Raw genomic sequence first — 16,760 nt, 5'->3', positions numbered from 1 at the left:
TTTAGCCTTGTTCCTCAGCTTCGGGGTAATCGCTGCTGGTCCTGCGCAGGCAGCGGACGAAGTGAACAAGTCCGAGAAGTTGAATGCGGACCAGCTCAAGCGTCTTGCTGGTTTACCGGAGGACCAGCGAACAAAGATCAAAGACCGGTTGAACCAGGAACTGGGAAAGTCAGCGTGCGCCGATCCTTGGTTTTTCGGAGCCATGGGCGGCAGCAACTGTGAAAACGTTGCGGCCAAAGCGTTCGGTACCTTCCTGACGACGCCCGAGAAGTCCCTGGACTACGACGGCAGTAACACGGTTCCGTTCTGCGCGGCGCTGTCCGGCGCCGGCGCACCGGCATCTGCCACCGCGTGGTGCGCCCAAGGGGCCGCGTTTAAAGATTTCGCTCCCATTGCCGGCGTGGTGATGCGCACGGTCATCTCCACAATGCCGGGCGGGCAGGTCGTCCTGGGCACGGTCGATACCGTGGCGTTCATCGCCAACGCGAAGGACGGGTTTGAGAAGTTCGCCAACACTGTCAAGGCAGAGGGCGTGAAGTCCACCAACGAGGTGCTGAACAACCTCTTGAAGGTCTCCGTATTCGAGATTGATGACGCCTTCCGTGCCACGTGGGCCGTGTTCGCCGGGATCGGGATCATCGTCATGGGCTTGATGTACTTCAAGCTCTGGAAGGACGTTTCGAACGAAGAGATAGATATGGACTCCGCCCGGACGTCTTTGCTTTGGTACGGGCCGTTGTCCATGATCCTGGTGCTGTTCGGACCGGCTATCGGCTACGTGGTCAACGGATGGATGAGCGGCCTCACTGAAGGGATCACGTTCTGGACTTCCAGCAGAGTCACGGACTTCGGGTTTGCCATCTCACGGTTCGCGTCTTACGAATCCAGCGGCGCGTTCGGCCCCTTGGCGGCGGTCCTGCTGTTCGGGCTTCTGTTCATCGCCGCCTGGGCCATGCTCGGGCTGCTCGCGTTGCAGCCGTTGGCCCTTTACCTTCTGGGCCTCGGCATCGCACTGATGGTCGGGTTCATGATCCACCCTAAGTACCGCGAACGCGTAGGCAAGGTCGGCGCTCTGTGGCTCGGGATTTCCCTGTCAAAGCCGTTGCTGCTGCTGCTCATGGGTGCCGTGTTCAGTTACATCGCCTCCCGTCCGGCGTTTAGCGGCGAAGGCGTGGACGATGGCATGGTGAACGCCACGTCGGTGTTCCTGGCCGCGGCCGCGATCTGCGTTCTGGCCTTCGCCCTGCCGATGCTCTACAAGTACGTCCCGATCCTGCCGTCCTCCTCGACCAGCCTCGGTGAGGGCCGCCAGTCCATCGCTGGCCCGGCCATGGTCGCCGGCGCAGGCGCTGCGATTTCCTCGGCGATCAGGCAGAAACGGACCGCCCAAGTACAGTCCGGCACCACGGGCGGGCGGAGCGGGAGTCCTTACGGCGGCGGGGCCGCCACGAACGGTCCCTCGTCGATGGCAACCCAATCAGAGGGCCAAGGTGGTTCAGGACTGGGATCCAACGGTTCGGGAATCTCGGGACGCCGCAGTGCAGCCTCCAGAGTCCCGAACGAGCAAGGTGCACCCTCAGGCCAGGACCGCCAAGGCGGCCAGGCACAAGGACAAGGACAGCCAGAAACCCGCACGATCGGGGAGCTGCAAAAAGCCGACCGTGCCGGAACCGGCGGGGCGAAGGCAGCACAGGCGTTCAAGACCGGTGCCGGGGCAGTGGGCCGGGGATCCGCGAAGGTAGCAGCCGGTGGCGCGACGGCGTTCCTGCTGGCGGGCCGGGAAGCGGCGCGTCAGGCCTCCATGCGCGGTCAGCGTTCTGCCCGTTCGATGGCACCGGATACCGACCACATCAGTGGCCGGTAAGGGAAGTACAAGGAGTAGGTCGTCATGGGAAGAATGGTTGTTGTCGGCGGTGAGGTCCAGAGCCGCGGCCTGTTCGGGGGAAACCGGACAGCGCCGGAATGGATCGGCCTGTCTATCTCCGTCGGTGCCGCGCTGGTGATCGTCCTGGCGGGCGGCAGCCAGATCGTCGCCCTGATCATCGCAGCGGTGCTGGTCCTGGCTGGGGTCATCCTGACCACACCCAACAAGTTCTCCGGCCACCGCTCCTTGGGTGCCCTGTTTGTGGAGGTCCGGCACAAGAAGGTCCGGGCCAAGAACAAGTCCCTGGTCTATGTTCCGGTCAAGGACCGCCCGCAGACGCGGATGATCAAGGCCGGGAAAAAGGACCGCGAACGCGCCGACGAGAAGGGCATGATCGAAGTTCCCATCCGGCATAAGGACAACGCGCCGCTCATGGTGGGTACTGTCCGTCACTTCTCCATCGATACCCCGGAAGGGCCGCTGGTCATCTCCCGGCATCAGGGCAAGGTCAAGAAGTCCTACTACACGGCCACGATGGAAGTCATGGGCTCGTCCTCGGGGATCCGGGAGGAATACCGGAAGGAATCCGGACATGTGGCCCGTGGACAGTACCTCGCCCGGCTGGCACGCCGTCAATCCCTGGTGACGCATGTCCAGACCCTGGCCCGGGCCGTGCCGATGGATTCGGCCGACCACCTGCTGTGGGTCAAACGGCGGGTCGCGCAGAACGTTCCGCGGATCCTGTTGGAGTCCTACGGCGAACTGTGCGAGACGACACGTTCACGCTCCGAACAACACCGCACCTATGAGACGTTCCGGATCCCCGGCTCCGCTGCCCTGTACCGGCGGGCGGAAGCCTACGGGTCAGGGGATGAAGGCATTGGTCAGGCGATCTATCAGGAAATCCGCTCCGCCATGGCGCAAGCGTCCATGATGGGTTCGATCACCAATTCCCGGCCTCTTGGGCCGCAGGCCATGGCCGCGCTCCTGCGTCACCTGCAGGACCCGGACTTCGACATTGACGACTACGACGGCGCGAACCTGATGGACTGCTGGCAGCACCTGGACGGTGCATCTTCTCCCATCTCCCTGGTGGTCAATGATCACTGGCATATCCGTACCGGCTACGTGCAGGCCTCGGCGTTCAGTCCCGCCCCTATCCCGGTTGAGGCGTTGGAAGCGATCATCAGCGGCATCCAACCGGCAGTGGTGCATTCGGTGTCCATGGTGATGGAACTGGAGGACGCCCGCAGCGCTCGGTCCAAAGCCCGGACGGATGCCGCCATGGACAGGGCCACGAGCAATAAGGTCAGCAAGTCCGGTGTCGTCACCGATGGCACCGAAGAAGTGTTGATGGGCGCCTCCCACCAGCGACTCCTGGATCTGAAGCCCGGCTCGGGCCACCACGGCGCAGCCTACGGGCTGTACATCTCCTTCGCCGTGGAAGACGCAAACGAGATCCTGTCCACCACCGACATTGTTGAGGCAGCTGCTTCCGATGCCGGTATCGAGTTCATTGACTGGCTGGACCACCGCAACGACCTTGCCATGATCACCACCATGCCGTTCACAAGGGGAATCCGATGAGCACCACGAACGAGACCAAGCGTTTGATCCTGCCGTGGGCTCTTGCCAGCAAATCCAAGCGGACCCTCAGGTCCCAGGCCCGAGCCGGGAAGCTGGAGCTCGAAGCAGCTGCAGCCGATACCGCGGCCCAAGGCTTGCGACGCAACAAACCGTTGAGCAAGCGGGCAGTGAAGAAGGCTGAGAAGAAGGAAGCCAAAGAACGTGAGCTGGTTGAGGCCAAAGCCAATGCCAAGACACGCTGGCACCACGAACGTAAGTGGGCGTTCGCCTCAAAGCTGGGCTTCTATGACCCGGCCGCGCCGGGCATTGCCTCTTCCACACGGCAGATGGAGTTCTCCCATATGGCCATTGCCTCCCCGCCGACCTCGCACCGCGGCCTGGTGTTCGGCGTCGATGCCGGTTCGGGCTGGATGATCGTCCATGACCCGTTCACCGCCTACGGTGACACGCTCGAATCCCCGAACGTCTGCTACATCGGTGACCTCGGGCAGGGGAAGTCCTCGGCTATGAAAACCTGGGGCGTGCTGCGCCAGCTGATCCTCGGCCGCCGCGTCGTGGTGATCGATAAGAAGTACCAAAAGGACGTCGGCGGCGGCGAGTACACACCCCTTGCACGGAAGCTCGGCGTCGCGCCGGTCCGGTTCAGCATCGGTGGCGGCGGATCCCGGATCAACATCCTGGACCCCCGCATCGCTGCCCGCCTGAACGAAGAGACCCACGACAGCGCCGAAGCGTTCCGCACCCCGGCCGGCCAGTCCATGCTGGTCCGTGCCGTCATGGAAGAAGCCCTCCGCCGTCCCATGACGCCCAAGGAAGGCAAAGCAGTCCGCATGGCCCACCGGCAGGCACTGACGGATGCGAAGAAAGCCGGGGAAGTCGCCCACATCGGGCACGTCCTCAAAGCCCTCTACGCGCCCAACGAAGATGCCGCGAAGGCCACGAACCTGACCGTGGAAGAGCTGCGCGAATGGGGTCAGGACCCGGCCTTCGAGCTTGAACGCATGATCGAAGATGACCTGGCTGGCCTGATCGACGGGGAAACTAGTTCTGACATCCAGCTCAACGCCGGCCTGACCGTCTTTGATGTGTCGTTGCTTCCCGAAGACGGTCCGGCGCTGCCGATCGTCATGACGATCATCAACACCTGGTTGGCGAACACTCTTTACCGTCAGGAAGAAGCAGTCCCCACGGTCCTGTTGATCGAGGAAGCGTGGCACACCGTTCAGGGGTCGGTGGCCACGGTGACCCGTCGCAACACCAAACTCTCCCGTGCACTGTCCCTCTCGTGCCAGTTCGCGTTCCACCACATCTCCGACATCCCGGCCAACAGCCCGGCGATCTCCATGCTCAAGGAATGTGGCACAGTCCTGTTGTACAAGCAGCAAAAGAGTGCTGACGCGTTGGCTTGTGAAGAGATGTTCACGCTCCCGGTCGGGACAGCCGAGGTCATCACGAAGCTGGTCAAGGGAACGTGCCTGTTCAAAATCGACCAATACGATCCCTTCGAAGCTATCCACGTCCGCAGCCCGTTGGAAGTCGAGCTGACCGATACGGACGGTGCCATGAAGTCCACCTCCACTATCGCGTTCACCGAAGAATCCATCACCGACGAAGCCATGGAGGTCATCCCGGCATGAGCAAGCAAACGTCAACAGACACCCTGCTAAAGCTGGGCCTTGCCGGTGTCGTTGTCGGACTGGCGGCTATCGCCTGGGTCGCGGCTTTGCTCGGTGAGTTCCTGACTCCCACGGGAATGCCGTGGACGAACTTCACGGAGTTGGTGGCGCGGTTCAAGGAGGGCACCTTCGTCTGGCCAGGAGCCGCAACGTGGATTGCGATCGTCTTGGCGATTATGGCTCTCTTCGGGGTAGCTCTCCTGTCCGCCAGCCGTGGCGGCGCGGGCAGCGCAGCGCAACGTGAGCTGGGCAGCCGACTCGCAACCGGCGCCAAGCTCGCCCCCCTGATGGAGAAAGAGCGGAAGAAGGACGCCAAACAGCTGCACCCGAAAGCCGTGGATCTACCTCCCGGGCAAGTGCTGGGCCAGACTGCCGCCGGGAAACCTGCCGTTCTCTATCAGGGCTGGCGGGATCTGGGTGTCTGCATCATGGGCCCCGGATCCGGTAAGACGTCCTGTTTGGTCGTTCCTCGTCTGGCCGCGGCTCCCGGCGCGGCATTGATGACGTCGAATAAGGTTGACGGCGTTGCACAGGTCATCGCTGCCCGCCACCAGCTGGGAACGGTGTGGTTGTGGGATACCGGCAAGATCTACCGGCAATCCGACAAACCGGACTTCATTTTCAGCCCTCTGTGGGAAGTGAAGGGCACCGAGGACGCCATGCGTTTGGCGTCGTGGATCATCACAGCTTCGTTGAAGAACAACCCACGTACCGAGAGCGAAGCGGCCGAAGACGCCCAGTTCGGCCCCTCAGGTGAATCTTGCCTGGCCTGGACGCTGCTGGCAGCGGCTCTGACCGGGAAGGCCCTTGGAGATGTCCACGAATGGATCTCCAAAGGATCGTTCGAAAAAGTCAGCAACATCCTTGCCGACCAATACCCCCGCCCTGCTTCTGAGATGAGGGGCTTCGACAAGTGGCCTGACCGTACACGCGGGTCCCTGGTGGCCACCACGCAGCGCATGTGCCGCGACCTGGTGCACGACGCAATTCTGGCGTGGACCACTCCCACGCCGGGTATCAGGAACTTCGACGCAGCCAAGTTCATGGAGGGACGTCAGACCATGATCCTACTTTCCGAACGTGGCCCCGGCGGTGCCGGTGCCGTTCTCACAGCGATGATCAAAGCCATCTGCAACGCCGCCGTCCGCAAAACCCCCGGCGAAGCACGGCTGACCATCCCCTTGGTCGGCGAGCTGGACGAAGTGGCCAACATCGTTCCCTGGCCTACGCTGCCGCAGGATTTCAGCCACTACGGCTCCCGCGGCCTCTGCTTCACCCTCTACCTGCAGGGCTGGTCCCAAGGCTGCGGCGAATGGGGCACCAAAGGCATGCAGACGCTGTGGCAAATGTCCGGTACCCGATTTGTTGGCAGCAACGAGGAAACCGATTGGACTGAAGGCCTCTCAAAGGCGATCGGCACCTACCAATGCAAGGAAAGGGATTCCGACAGGAAGGAGCGTCTGCCGAAGGTCAGTGTGCAGGATTTCGCCGACCTCCCAAAGTTCTCCGGGATCCTCAGCAGCAGCGCTGCCCCGGCCACCTTGCTCCGGCTCACCCCCTGGCACAAGAACAAGGAACTGAGCCAGACCATTGAGGCCGGCATGGCGGCCGCGACCGCCATGGCCAAAGGCGAACCCCAGCCTGCCACCGATCCCGTTCCTGAAAAGCAGGTCGCAGCATGAGCGACACAACTGCAGAAAACCCTGAGCTGAGCGAACAGGAACTCATCGATAACTTCGTGGACTGGGTTGAAGCCTTCATCCACGACATCGAAGCTGTCACCGACGACGAAAACACCCGGTACTGGTGCCCACAGTGGTGGAACCACCCCGAAGCCGTCACCCGGTTCCGCGCCCTATACGAAGAGTACGTCCGGGCAGAGGACGAAAACACCCTCTCCGGCTGGTTCGTCTACCACTGGGACGCCCACGCTAGGACGCTCTTCTCTGCCACCGGTCCGTTCGAGCTGTGCCGGGAAGGGCACCGGTTCTTCAACCGCCAGGACACGTACACGCCACGCTTGGTAACAGAAGCTGTCCCTAAAGCCTGGGCACCATGACACGGACACGAAGCCGTCAGGGACAATCGCTGCTGCCTGTGCAGAGATCAGAGCCGACAGACCACACGGCCGTCCGGGACCCCGAGGCGCAATCCGGACATTCGAGATCTGGCGGCTCCTGGCCCGATTATGCGAAGCCGTCCAATTCGCTGTCGTACCCGGCTTTAGCCTTCGCACTCGATGCAGTATGAATGGCCATTGGTTTTACGGGCCAGTTGGGACCGGTGTCGGACCAAGAAGCAGGAATAACAGGTGAACTCGTCTTCGGCCTGAGGGATGACCTGAACTATGAGCTCCTCGGAGACAATTTCTCCTCCGGGTGTCAGGCCCTCATCAAGGGCATCTGCCTCGTCCAATTCGGTGACCACGCTGCGGGCATCAGGCGCGTTGGCAGACTTCAGGGCCTCCAGCGAGCGATCCTGAGACTCCTTGACGTCGGAGCGGAGATCGTCGTAATCAGTTGCCACTTAAGTCATTCTCTTTTCTGGTGTTCGGTTCTGACGACACTGCAACGCGCACCACCGCGTCATTGTTCCCACGGATAAACGGGCTGGAGAAGAGACGTAGTTGGAGAACATTGCTCCGCGGGGAGCCACATCTCCCATCGCGAAGAAGTCAATCGTCCAGACGCAGTCTGGACGATTGAATCTTGAGCGCCAGTGGCAGCCTATTAGGGTGGAGTGCATGACTGACGCACGCGCCCTGGCCCTGCCCGCGGGCTACACCGATCTTTTGGCAGCGCTCAAGAAACGCGTCCGGTCCGCGCGTCAGGCCGCCCTTCGAACCGTCAACACACAACTGATCGAATTGTATTGGTCGATCGGGAAGACCGTGTTGGAGCGCCAGCAGGTCGAGCAATGGGGGAGCGGGGTCATGGGACGCTTGGCTGAGGATCTCCGGGCAGAGTTCCCGGATATGAAGGGCCTTTCGCGATCGAACCTCTTTTATATGCGGGGATTCGCAACCGCCTGGCCGGATTCAATTGTCCAACAGGCTGTTGGACAATTGCCGTGGGGCCACATCACGGTGCTGCTGGACAAACTGGACAATCGACGTGACCGGGATTGGTACGCCGGCGCCGCAGTTGAGCACGGATGGTCCCGCAACGTCCTGCTGAACATGATCATGAACCGGACCCTGGAAAGGACCGGCGCGGCGCCGTCGAACTTTGTCCAACGGCTTATTGGACAAGATTCCGAGCTAGCCCAGCAGGTCGCCAAGGACCCCTACAATTTCGAATTTCTGGGCCTGTCAGGTGAAGTTGCCGAACGAGACCTGGAACTGGCGCTGACCAGCCGGATCACTGAAACCCTGCGTGAACTCGGACCCGGATTTTCGTTCGTCGGCCGGCAAGTCCACTTCGATGTCGATGGCGACGACTACTACGTCGACATGCTCTTCTTCCACATGGACCAGAACCGGTATGTGGTTATCGAGCTCAAAACAGGAAAGTTCCAGCCCGAGTACGCCGGCAAACTGAACTTCTACGTCGCGCTCGTCGATGACGTGCTTCGCCGTGAACATCACAACGAAACCATTGGCATCCTGATCTGCGGCACCAAAAACGACCGAAGCGTCAGGTACAGCCTCGGCCGCTCCACCTCTCCCATGGCCGTCGCGGCCTACACCTACGATAAACTCCCAGCAGCCGAGCAAAAGGCCCTGCCCAACGAAGGACATCTCGTCGCGGCCCTCGAATGGGCAGAACCCGGCGAAGGAGAACCGCAGCCCGGCTAGGTACTACCCGAGACGAACCAGGTTCAGCAGAAGCTAATGGGCCAATTGGCAAACCAGATTGTCCAAAGAACTTTGGACAATTGACCTTACCCACCATCGACACCGGTGCTGCACCCAGATAACGCCGATAAGCACCCCTATGTCGGGTCCTGCTCGGCGTATCCATTCGACAAACCATCCGGGCCTTCACGGCGTGGAAGGTTCGCGAGCCAGAGCAGCCAGCGCGGCATCGCATCGCTTGGGCTGTTAATTAGGCGTTTCCCCAGAATGCGTCTTCCGCTGCTCCGTCTGCCGAGAACAGTCGGACTTCTACGATCTTCCCGTTGCGGACAGTAAGCAGGTCTACGCCGGCCATGTCCATGGAGGCGTCGGGGCGTGTGCCCGAGAACGCGACGGGGACGGCCACGAACTCACCGTTGACCATTGCCGGCCCGGAAACACTGAGTTGGAATGTTCCTTGGCTGGTTTCCATCATCCCGCCCAACAAGGCACCCACGCCGTCGAGTCCCGTATGGTCACCTGCAAAGCGGTTGGACCCTGGCTGATGCCACACCACGTCAGGGCTGAGCAGTCCCATTGCAGCCGGCACATCTCCCCGGCCAAGTGCATCAAAGTACGAGGCGGCCACGGCCGCTGGCGTCTGATCGTTCATCGGTTCTCCTCAAGTTGCCGTACCCGCCTATAGTTACATTTGGTAACCTGTTACATCAACGTAACTAACGGAGCCGTGTTCACAAAGGAGCTGTGTTCGATGGATGCACCGGTTTGGAACATCATGGTGGCAACGTGCCCCTCGCGCACTTCCCTCGCGAAGATCGCCAATAAGTGGACCGCCATGATCGTCATAGCCCTGAGCAAGGGCCCTTTGCGATTCGGAGAGCTCCGGGAAGAGGTGGATGGCATCAGCGGCAAGGTCCTTGCAGATACGTTGCGGGATTTAGAGCGCGACGGGATCCTCGAGCGAACCGCGTACAACGAGATGCCGCCGCGGGTGGAGTATGAACTGACCGCACTGGGCCACAGCCTGCGTGAGCCCCTGGCAGCACTGGGACACTGGGCCGAAGAGCACATCAGCGAGGTTTTGGCCGCCCGCGATGCCTACGACGAACGACCTGGCACACGCGTCCTGCCGTAAAGCGTGTCAGGCGGTAAAACGGCGCCTGTAGTCCGTGGGCGAGGTGGAAAAAGCGCCGGCAAAGTTCTGCCTGAGGGTCACGGCGCTCCCGAAGCCGCAGTCGGCCGCGACCTGGTCAATGGACAAGTCGGTGGTTTCCAACAGACGGCGGGCAGCATCCAGCCGGCGGGTGCGGATCCAGGCCGACGGTGTGGTCCCGGTTGACGCGCGGAAGGCGCGCACGAAGGTTCGTCGGCTCATGTGGGCTTGGGCCGCGAGCCGGTCAATGCTGAGGGTTTCGCCCAGCCGGCCCATGGCCCACTCAAGCAATCGCGCCATCGGATCGCCTTCGGCGCGCGGAGGAAGGGGATGCTCGATGTACTGGGCCTGTCCACCTTCACGGTGCGGAGCGATGACCAGGCTTCGCGCCACCTGGTTGGCTGCCTCGGCGCCTAAACGGCCCCTCACAACATGCAGGCAAGCATCGAGTCCGGACGCTGTACCGGCAGATGTCAGGACGTCCCCATGATCGATGTACAGCACAGTTTGGTCCAGGGAGACGTCGGGGTGCCGGTCAGCGAGGGTATCAAAGGCTTGCCAGTGCGTCACGGCAGAACGTCCGTCCAGGAGACCGGCGTCGGAAACGGGAATGGCTCCCAAGCAGAGGCCCACAATGGTTGCGCCCCTGCCGTGGGCCTGCTGCAGGACTTCGCTGAGGGCTTCGTTGGGCTCGCGTTCTTCGTCGAACCAGGAAGGCACCACCACGACGTCGGCCTGTTCCGCGGCCGAGGGTCCTTGGACCTCCCCCAGCGAGTACCCCTCAGCGGTTTGGACGTTACCCGACCGGTCAGAGAACAGGACGGTATTCCACTCGGCTAACCCCTGACGCGAGACCTCGTCGAAGACCATCTGCGGTACTGCGAGGTGAAACATCGTGACGCCGTCGAAGACATACACCGCGATCTTCAAACTGTGCTCCTTCACCATTTGGCCCGAATCAATCGTATATGGGCATACGTGCCACTGGTACCCGCAGATCATAGGTCGAATGATGGAAGAACAGCCATCTCTTCACTTCAGGAGCACACCATGAGCACACCACGCCGAGCCCTTATCCTGGTCGATGTTCAGCAGCAGTACTTCAGCGGCCCACTGGAAATTCAGTATCCGGACCACCAAGAGTCACTTTCGATGATCGTGAAGGCTATCGATACTGCAACTGCCGCCGGCATCCCCATTGCGGTAGTCCAGCACAACGAAGGAGAAGGCGCACCTGTCTTCGCCCCGGGAACACCCGAATATGAGCTGCACCCTGATGTAGAAGCCCGCAGGACCGGGTCCTGGAAAGAGGTGGTCAAGCAGTACGGCTCGGTCTACGCCGGCACCGACGCTGCCGCGTGGCTGCGCGAGCACGACGTCGATACTGTCACCTTGGTGGGTTACATGACCAACAACTGCATCCTGGCCTCAGCCGTTGAAGCGGAGTTCCTTGGCTTCACCTCAGAAGTTCTCTCTGATGCCACGGGGGCCATCAACCTTAGCAACCACGCAGGAACCGCTGACGCGAAGACCGTGCACACCACCTTGATGGCGCTGTTGAACTCCAACTGGGCTGCGGTTGCACCCACCGAAGCATGGGCCAAAGCCGTTGAGTCCGGGCAGGCCCTGGAAAAGAGCGATCTGGGCAGCTCCGCCATGGCAGGAGCCGCACTACACTCATAATCATGATCTTCTCCAGTAGCCGGTGAGGGGTCACCGGATGCTCGAAGCTGATCAGTTTCGAGCATCAAAAGCTGCTCAAGGCGATCTCGGCGTGGGCCCTTGTGACGTGACCATCATTGGCTGCCTCACCGTCGGTATCGACCCCGAGGCAGCTAATGGCCTCTTCGCCGCCCTGGCCGTCCAGGACCACCGGCTGGCCAAAAACCCGGCGCCTGCATCTCGGCCGCACCCGACTAGCGCCGCCTCCAAGCCGCCAGCACGCCAGGTCCATGAGACCCTCATGGACCTGCTGCACTCGACCGGGCGGCCGTCACCGACACGGCAACCCAGACCGGAGCAGTGCATAAGGGCGCGCCGCTGACCAAAGGCGATCCCATCACCTCCGACGCACAAGGCCGCACCACCCGGTAAAAACTGCCCCGTTCCGTCCGTGGCTGGAGTCACTTCAGGTTATCCGCGGCTGGAACGGGAGCCGTGGGGGAGCAGTAGCCCAAGATAACAATTCCTGTGCGAAGGTTGCGTTGTGCCTGAACACCTCAGCAGGCTATGTCGCCATCACCATCCTGCGAGCCCAGCGCAGTTTTTGGAGAACACATCGTCGACGGTTGGGTTGGATGGGTGGACGGCACACTGACCTCGATCGGGATATCAATTGTCCTGCGGGAGGCGGGCGGCCCTCCGTCACACTGGACCATGTCAAAGTGGCCTTCTTCCAGCTACACCACCCGCTGCCAGATCAGTGTCGGCGCATACCATCCGTTCCTGGCGCTCCTACAATGGGTTAGCTTGAGGTTGCGGCGCTGTGCGTTCTTCCGTCATTGCCGATGAACCATTGGCCAACACGTTCCTGCCGATATCGTCTAGTCCGAGAGCCCTGCCAGCCTTAGTGTCCGCTCCGCCTCTCGCACATGAAGCGCTTCAATCATGCGTCCATTGGCAGTGGCTACGCCAAAACCAGCGCGGGACGCAATCTCGAAGGCTGAGATGACTTCTTTAGCCTCTTCCACAGATTCCGCCGACGGCGTGAAAACAATATTTGTGGGGACAACTTGGCTCGGATGGATCAATGTCTTCCCATCGAATCCGAAGTCGCGACTTTGAATGCACTCCTCCTCAAATCCAAATTCATCGCCAACATCGTTAAACACGCCATCCAACGCCAATATTCCGGCGGCACGCGCTGCCAGGACGGTTATTTCGAGGGAGGAAACTATGGGCGAGCGTCCTTTGACATGCCGTGCCCCAAGCTCTGCGATGAAGTCGTTCGTACCAAAGACAAGTGCCTCGGTACGAATACTTGCTTCGGCAATCTCGTAGATGTGTCGGATGGCGCGAGGTGTTTCGATCATGAGCCACAAAGAACTGCTCGAACCACACCGGTCCAGAAGCTCTGACAACTCACTGACGTCGTCGGGCGACTCGACTTTCGGCACCAGTATGCCGGCCGAGTTCGAAGCCGCTACGGCGGACACGTCCGCGGAGTGCCATGGAGTGCCAATCCCATTTATTCGGATCACTAGTTCTCTGCCGGGGTAGTCTCCTGAAGCAACGCGCTCTAGGACAGCACGCCTCGCTTCGTCCTTGCGGGTCGGAGGCACCGAGTCTTCGAGATCGAATATCAGCACATCTGCGTTGATGAATTTTGCCTTAGCCAGTGCCTTCTGGTTGCTCCCGGGTACATACAGCGCGGATCGTCGGCTTTGTGGAGTTGTTCGCTCCTTCTCGGGTGCCATGGTTAAGCCTCACTCTTCCCGGGGACATAGAGACGAACCGATTCCGCGACACACACGGGTTTCTCGCGTCCCTCCACCTCAAATGTCACACGCGTTACTACTTCCATCCGTCCCTTGGCTTCAGTTGCCGATAGGAGTTCAAATCTTCCCCGTACCTTCGATCCAACATGCACTGGAGATGGAAAGCGAACCTTGTTGACACCGTAGTTGATTATCGACGCTACGTTATTCACTTGGTAGAGCTGATTTGCCATCCCAGGAAGGAGGGACAGTGTCAGGAACCCATGCGCAATCGTGGTCCCAAATGGCCCGTTTCTGGCCGCGACTGGATCGACGTGAATCCACTGCCCATCTCCAGTCACATCAGCGAATGTGTTGACTCTTTCCTGAGTTATTTCTACCCAATCACTGACACCAAGAGTGGTGCCAACGCGATTTATAAGCTCGTGGACATTTTCAATGACAAGCAACGTTATCCCTTTTCTAAGTAGTTTCCGCATAGACTGCGGCAAGCTGGTAGACAGAGCTGTTTCTGGTGCTGGAGGAGGCTGTCCTGCGGCATGTTCGCGAAGGGATCCGCGGCTAAGGGGCGTTCTCAGCCGGCTCGGTCGACACTACTTGCCAAGATCCCGTGAATATTGGGGAGACCTTCTTAGTGAAGGCCCGCCGTGCCTCCAATGCATCGGTGGCGAGATTGATGGCTGCCGCCCTTCCTTCGTTCTCGATTGCCTCGCGGAAGCTCTGCCCGGTTGCCTGGTTTAGCATTGCCTTCGACTGAGCCATTGCGATGGGAGGTCCGTTCGCGAGGCGGTCAGCCAGGTCACTGACGAATCCGTCGATCTCCGCGATCGGTTTGATCCAGGTAATGAGACCAAGACGCAGGGCTTCCTGAGCGTCAATAATTTCCGCGAGGAGAGCCAAGCGTTTGGCTTGCATAAGTCCCACAACCCTGGGAAGCAACCAAGTGCCCCCAAAATCAACGGAGAGGCCGCGCCGTGAGAATATCTGGGAAAAACGCGCATCGGGCGTTGAGACAACAAAATCCGCGGCCATTGCAAGGTTGCAACCAGCACCGACGGCAACGCCAGAAACCTTGGCAATGACGGGTTTGGGCATCTCGTGAAGCATGATGGCTGTTTCTCCAAACCAACGCATTCTGTCGACAGGGTGTCCCCTTCGCCGCTCCGCACCCACGTCCGCTCCGGAGCAGAAGTCTCCCCCCGCTCCTGTTATTACGATTGCGCGGACGTCAGGATCTTCCCGTGCTGTGCGCAGCGCATCCTGCAAGAGTTGCAGGGTCCCGTCATCAACCGCGTTCTTAACTCCGGGACGATTGATCGTCAGCGTCTGGACCGCGCCCAGTCGTGAGACAAGCAACGTGTTGTCAGTCATGGCTTAACCCATCGTCCGAAAGGGATGAAGCCATATTGGTTCTCACCGGAAAAGGATGTCCTACGCATCTCGGTGCGTCTTTCGATGATTCATCAGATGTGCCTGCCACCAGAAACCTCAAGAACTGTGCCCGTCATGTAGCTAGACATGTCGCTTGCCAAAAATGTCGCCACCGCCGCCACCTCGGCCGGCTCTCCGGCCCGACCCATCGGAACTTCCGTCACTTTCTGCTTCTTTACGTGATCCGGCATAGCCTCTGTCATCGCGGTGCGAATATAGCCTGGCTGGATGGCGTTGATTCGCACGTTTCGGAAGCCGACTTCCTTAGACGCGGCTTTTGTTAGCCCCACGATGCCGGCTTTGGCCGCCGAGTAGTTCGTTTGACCAATCATTCCCACCTTGCCGGAGATCGACGAGATATTGATGATCGAACCCCGGCCTTGATCACGCATTCTGGCTGCGGCGGCCTTTGTACCGAGCCAGCACCCTTTGAGGTGAACCGCGATAACGTCGTCGAAGTCTTGCTCGGACATCTTTCTCATGGTGGCATCGCGGGTCAGACCTGCGTTGTTCACCATGACGTCCACGGGGCCAAACCCTGCTTCGGCGACATCAAGCATGCTGCTGATATCGGAGGCCGACGTTACATTACAGCGGAAAAACTTGGCGACATTCGAGCCGCCGAGTTCTTCGACCGCCGCGTATCCAGCATCCTCATTGATATCACCTACGACCACCCGTGCTCCGTGCTGTATGAAAGAACGAGCGATCTCCAGACCGATTCCTTGTGCCCCTCCCGTGACTATGGCTACCTTGCCTTTGAGCAGTTCCACATCATTTCCTTTCCATGCTCTGTTTGTTTTCAACGTTGTCTCGCGCTCCCTGCCATGTGGGCAGCCGGTCCTCAAGAAAGGATGCGACGCCCTCCGCGGCTTCTCCTGACTGACGAGCAGTAGAGTGATCTTGAAGCAACAACCTCTCTACTTCTCCAGGCTTGCCGGTGCTGCATAAGTTAATGTGAGCTTTGGTGGCGCGAACGGCAATTGGGCCATTGCGCAGGATCTCAGCGAGAACTTCATCGCTCCGACTGTGTAGCTCGCCACCGGTCACGACTTCGTGGACCAGGCCAACGGAGGCCGCTCTGGCTGCCCCAAACCGTTCACCTGTGATCGCGTAGCGGCGAACCTGGCGCTGGGACATCGCCGCAATGAGTTGGGGCAGAATTATCGAGGGTTGCAACCCCCAACGCACCTCGGCTACCGAGAAAGTTGCGCTCTCCGAGGCCAGAACGATATCTGATGCTGCCAAGATTCCCGTTCCACCGCCGAAACAGGAACCCTGGACAACAGAAACTAACGGAGTGGGGAGATCACGGAGCTTCTTAAAAGTAGCTGCAATCAGATCTGACGCTTCGAGGTTAGACCTAGGTCCAGAATTGCGAAGTGTGCTGAGCCACCTGAGATCCGCTCCTACTTGGAAATGCCGTCCAGCGCCCGTAATTAGCACTGCCCTTACGTCCTGCCGTACGGATAGTGCGTCAGCGGCGTTACTGAGATTCTCGAGGAGTTCGCGGTTATAAGCATTGCCCTGCCGAGGCCGGTTGAGAGTAAGCCGGGCAACGCCTCGTCCGTCAACTTCGCATAGGACGACATCGTCGGTACCTTCAGAAGTCATCGCTGATGCCTGCTTTCTCTTATGGAGGCAAATTGCCGCCCGGTTTCTACGGTCGAATCTCCACCGGAAGGTCTTCGAAATGGACCAGCCGCGGCCTGCCCAAAGTCCTTCAACTTGTATCGGACATGCCCGTTCACGGTTTCACCATGTCTGAACTGCTGATGGTGCGAACATCGGCAGGCCTTTCGGTCCTTCCGCAGCC

16 protein-coding genes are annotated in these 16,760 nt (G+C 60.2%); 8 read left to right on the top strand and 8 right to left on the bottom strand.

The annotated features are described in order from the left end of the window. The first annotated feature begins 7 nt into the window (after positions 1–7). From AC5RU9_RS20330 to AC5RU9_RS20310, 5 genes are read left to right on the top strand one after another with little or no spacing between them, the layout of a single operon-like run. The gene (locus tag AC5RU9_RS20330) at positions 8–1,864 is read left to right on the top strand and encodes a hypothetical protein (RefSeq protein WP_494017912.1); all 1,857 of its coding nucleotides are present in this window, start codon (positions 8–10) and stop codon (positions 1,862–1,864) included. Positions 1,865–1,888: 24 nt separating this feature from the next. Further along, positions 1,889–3,451 carry a hypothetical protein gene (locus AC5RU9_RS20325; RefSeq protein ID WP_494017911.1) on the top strand — a complete coding sequence of 521 codons (1,563 nt, stop codon included), beginning with the start codon at positions 1,889–1,891 and terminating at the stop codon, positions 3,449–3,451. Beyond that, positions 3,448–5,088 carry a putative type IV secretion/conjugal transfer ATPase gene (locus AC5RU9_RS20320; RefSeq protein WP_494017910.1) on the top strand — a complete coding sequence of 547 codons (1,641 nt, stop codon included), beginning with the start codon at positions 3,448–3,450 and terminating at the stop codon, positions 5,086–5,088. The genes AC5RU9_RS20325 and AC5RU9_RS20320 overlap by 4 nt, the downstream gene beginning before the upstream one ends. Beyond that, positions 5,085–6,809 (top strand): type IV secretory system conjugative DNA transfer family protein, encoded by a 1,725-nt coding sequence (locus tag AC5RU9_RS20315; protein ID WP_494017909.1) that lies wholly within the window; start codon positions 5,085–5,087, stop codon positions 6,807–6,809. Before AC5RU9_RS20320 ends, AC5RU9_RS20315 begins: the two co-directional genes overlap by 4 nt. Then, on the top strand, positions 6,806–7,186 hold the full coding sequence (locus tag AC5RU9_RS20310; protein ID WP_494017908.1) for a DUF4913 domain-containing protein: 381 nt from the start codon (positions 6,806–6,808) through the stop codon (positions 7,184–7,186). The genes AC5RU9_RS20315 and AC5RU9_RS20310 overlap by 4 nt, the downstream gene beginning before the upstream one ends. 164 nt (positions 7,187–7,350) lie before the next feature. Here the strand turns inward: AC5RU9_RS20310 and AC5RU9_RS20305 are convergent, their stop codons facing one another. Beyond that, on the bottom strand, positions 7,351–7,653 hold the full coding sequence (locus AC5RU9_RS20305; protein ID WP_494017907.1) for a DUF4193 domain-containing protein: 303 nt from the start codon (positions 7,651–7,653) through the stop codon (positions 7,351–7,353). Positions 7,654–7,870: 217 nt separating this feature from the next. Here AC5RU9_RS20305 and AC5RU9_RS20300 point away from each other — a divergent pair, with 217 nt between their 5' ends. Further along, complete coding sequence (locus AC5RU9_RS20300; RefSeq protein WP_494017906.1) at positions 7,871–8,923, top strand: PDDEXK nuclease domain-containing protein; 1,053 nt, start codon at positions 7,871–7,873, stop codon at positions 8,921–8,923. 250 nt (positions 8,924–9,173) lie between these two features. On the opposite strand, the gene AC5RU9_RS20295 is transcribed toward AC5RU9_RS20300, so the two are convergent. Further along, positions 9,174–9,575, bottom strand: a complete 402-nt coding sequence (locus tag AC5RU9_RS20295; RefSeq protein ID WP_494017905.1) for a nuclear transport factor 2 family protein — start codon at positions 9,573–9,575, stop codon at positions 9,174–9,176. Positions 9,576–9,674: 99 nt separating this feature from the next. On the opposite strand from AC5RU9_RS20295, the gene AC5RU9_RS20290 reads away from it, so the two are divergent. Beyond that, positions 9,675–10,058, top strand: a complete 384-nt coding sequence (locus tag AC5RU9_RS20290; RefSeq protein ID WP_494017904.1) for a winged helix-turn-helix transcriptional regulator — start codon at positions 9,675–9,677, stop codon at positions 10,056–10,058. 6 nt (positions 10,059–10,064) lie between these two features. Here AC5RU9_RS20290 and AC5RU9_RS20285 read toward each other — a convergent pair whose 3' ends face one another. Further along, positions 10,065–11,006, bottom strand: a complete 942-nt coding sequence (locus AC5RU9_RS20285; protein ID WP_494017903.1) for a GlxA family transcriptional regulator — start codon at positions 11,004–11,006, stop codon at positions 10,065–10,067. A gap of 120 nt (positions 11,007–11,126) precedes the next feature. Between AC5RU9_RS20285 and AC5RU9_RS20280 the strand changes: the two genes are divergently transcribed. Next, complete coding sequence (locus AC5RU9_RS20280; protein ID WP_494017902.1) at positions 11,127–11,759, top strand: isochorismatase family protein; 633 nt, start codon at positions 11,127–11,129, stop codon at positions 11,757–11,759. Between the two features lie 860 nt (positions 11,760–12,619). Here AC5RU9_RS20280 and AC5RU9_RS20275 read toward each other — a convergent pair. From AC5RU9_RS20275 to AC5RU9_RS20255, 5 genes are all read right to left on the bottom strand, one after another. Continuing rightward, positions 12,620–13,492 carry an HpcH/HpaI aldolase/citrate lyase family protein gene (locus AC5RU9_RS20275; protein WP_494017901.1) on the bottom strand — a complete coding sequence of 291 codons (873 nt, stop codon included), beginning with the start codon at positions 13,490–13,492 and terminating at the stop codon, positions 12,620–12,622. Positions 13,493–13,494: 2 nt separating this feature from the next. Beyond that, positions 13,495–13,992 carry a MaoC family dehydratase gene (locus AC5RU9_RS20270; protein ID WP_494017900.1) on the bottom strand — a complete coding sequence of 166 codons (498 nt, stop codon included), beginning with the start codon at positions 13,990–13,992 and terminating at the stop codon, positions 13,495–13,497. Between the two features lie 82 nt (positions 13,993–14,074). Then, positions 14,075–14,884: an enoyl-CoA hydratase/isomerase family protein gene (locus tag AC5RU9_RS20265; protein WP_494017899.1), complete on the bottom strand. Its 810-nt coding sequence runs from the start codon at positions 14,882–14,884 to the stop codon at positions 14,075–14,077. A 92-nt stretch (positions 14,885–14,976) separates the two neighbouring features. Continuing rightward, positions 14,977–15,717, bottom strand: coding sequence for a 3-oxoacyl-ACP reductase FabG (fabG, locus tag AC5RU9_RS20260; protein ID WP_494017898.1), 741 nt, complete (start codon positions 15,715–15,717; stop codon positions 14,977–14,979). 1 nt (position 15,718) lies between these two features. After that, positions 15,719–16,558: an enoyl-CoA hydratase-related protein gene (locus tag AC5RU9_RS20255; protein WP_494017897.1), complete on the bottom strand. Its 840-nt coding sequence runs from the start codon at positions 16,556–16,558 to the stop codon at positions 15,719–15,721. Positions 16,559–16,760: the final 202 nt, after the last annotated feature.

The organism is Arthrobacter sp. B0316-5-4, from assembly GCF_059090325.1.
This window is presented reverse-complemented; position numbering and strand designations above follow the sequence as displayed.

What these genes read in the sequence shown, in the direction of transcription:
- AC5RU9_RS20320 (WP_494017910.1), top strand. Translation starts at nt 3,448, where the DNA reads ATGAGCACCACGAACGAGACCAAGCGTTTGATCCTGCCGTGGGCTCTT.
- AC5RU9_RS20315 (WP_494017909.1), top strand. Translation starts at nt 5,085, where the DNA reads ATGAGCAAGCAAACGTCAACAGACACCCTGCTAAAGCTGGGCCTTGCC.
- AC5RU9_RS20275 (WP_494017901.1), bottom strand. Translation starts at nt 13,492, where the DNA reads ATGGCACCCGAGAAGGAGCGAACAACTCCACAAAGCCGACGATCCGCG.
- AC5RU9_RS20290 (WP_494017904.1), top strand. Translation starts at nt 9,675, where the DNA reads ATGGATGCACCGGTTTGGAACATCATGGTGGCAACGTGCCCCTCGCGC.
- AC5RU9_RS20300 (WP_494017906.1), top strand. Translation starts at nt 7,871, where the DNA reads ATGACTGACGCACGCGCCCTGGCCCTGCCCGCGGGCTACACCGATCTT.
- AC5RU9_RS20280 (WP_494017902.1), top strand. Translation starts at nt 11,127, where the DNA reads ATGAGCACACCACGCCGAGCCCTTATCCTGGTCGATGTTCAGCAGCAG.
- AC5RU9_RS20295 (WP_494017905.1), bottom strand. Translation starts at nt 9,575, where the DNA reads ATGAACGATCAGACGCCAGCGGCCGTGGCCGCCTCGTACTTTGATGCA.
- AC5RU9_RS20255 (WP_494017897.1), bottom strand. Translation starts at nt 16,558, where the DNA reads ATGACTTCTGAAGGTACCGACGATGTCGTCCTATGCGAAGTTGACGGA.
- AC5RU9_RS20310 (WP_494017908.1), top strand. Translation starts at nt 6,806, where the DNA reads ATGAGCGACACAACTGCAGAAAACCCTGAGCTGAGCGAACAGGAACTC.
- AC5RU9_RS20270 (WP_494017900.1), bottom strand. Translation starts at nt 13,992, where the DNA reads ATGCGGAAACTACTTAGAAAAGGGATAACGTTGCTTGTCATTGAAAAT.
- AC5RU9_RS20325 (WP_494017911.1), top strand. Translation starts at nt 1,889, where the DNA reads ATGGGAAGAATGGTTGTTGTCGGCGGTGAGGTCCAGAGCCGCGGCCTG.
- AC5RU9_RS20265 (WP_494017899.1), bottom strand. Translation starts at nt 14,884, where the DNA reads ATGACTGACAACACGTTGCTTGTCTCACGACTGGGCGCGGTCCAGACG.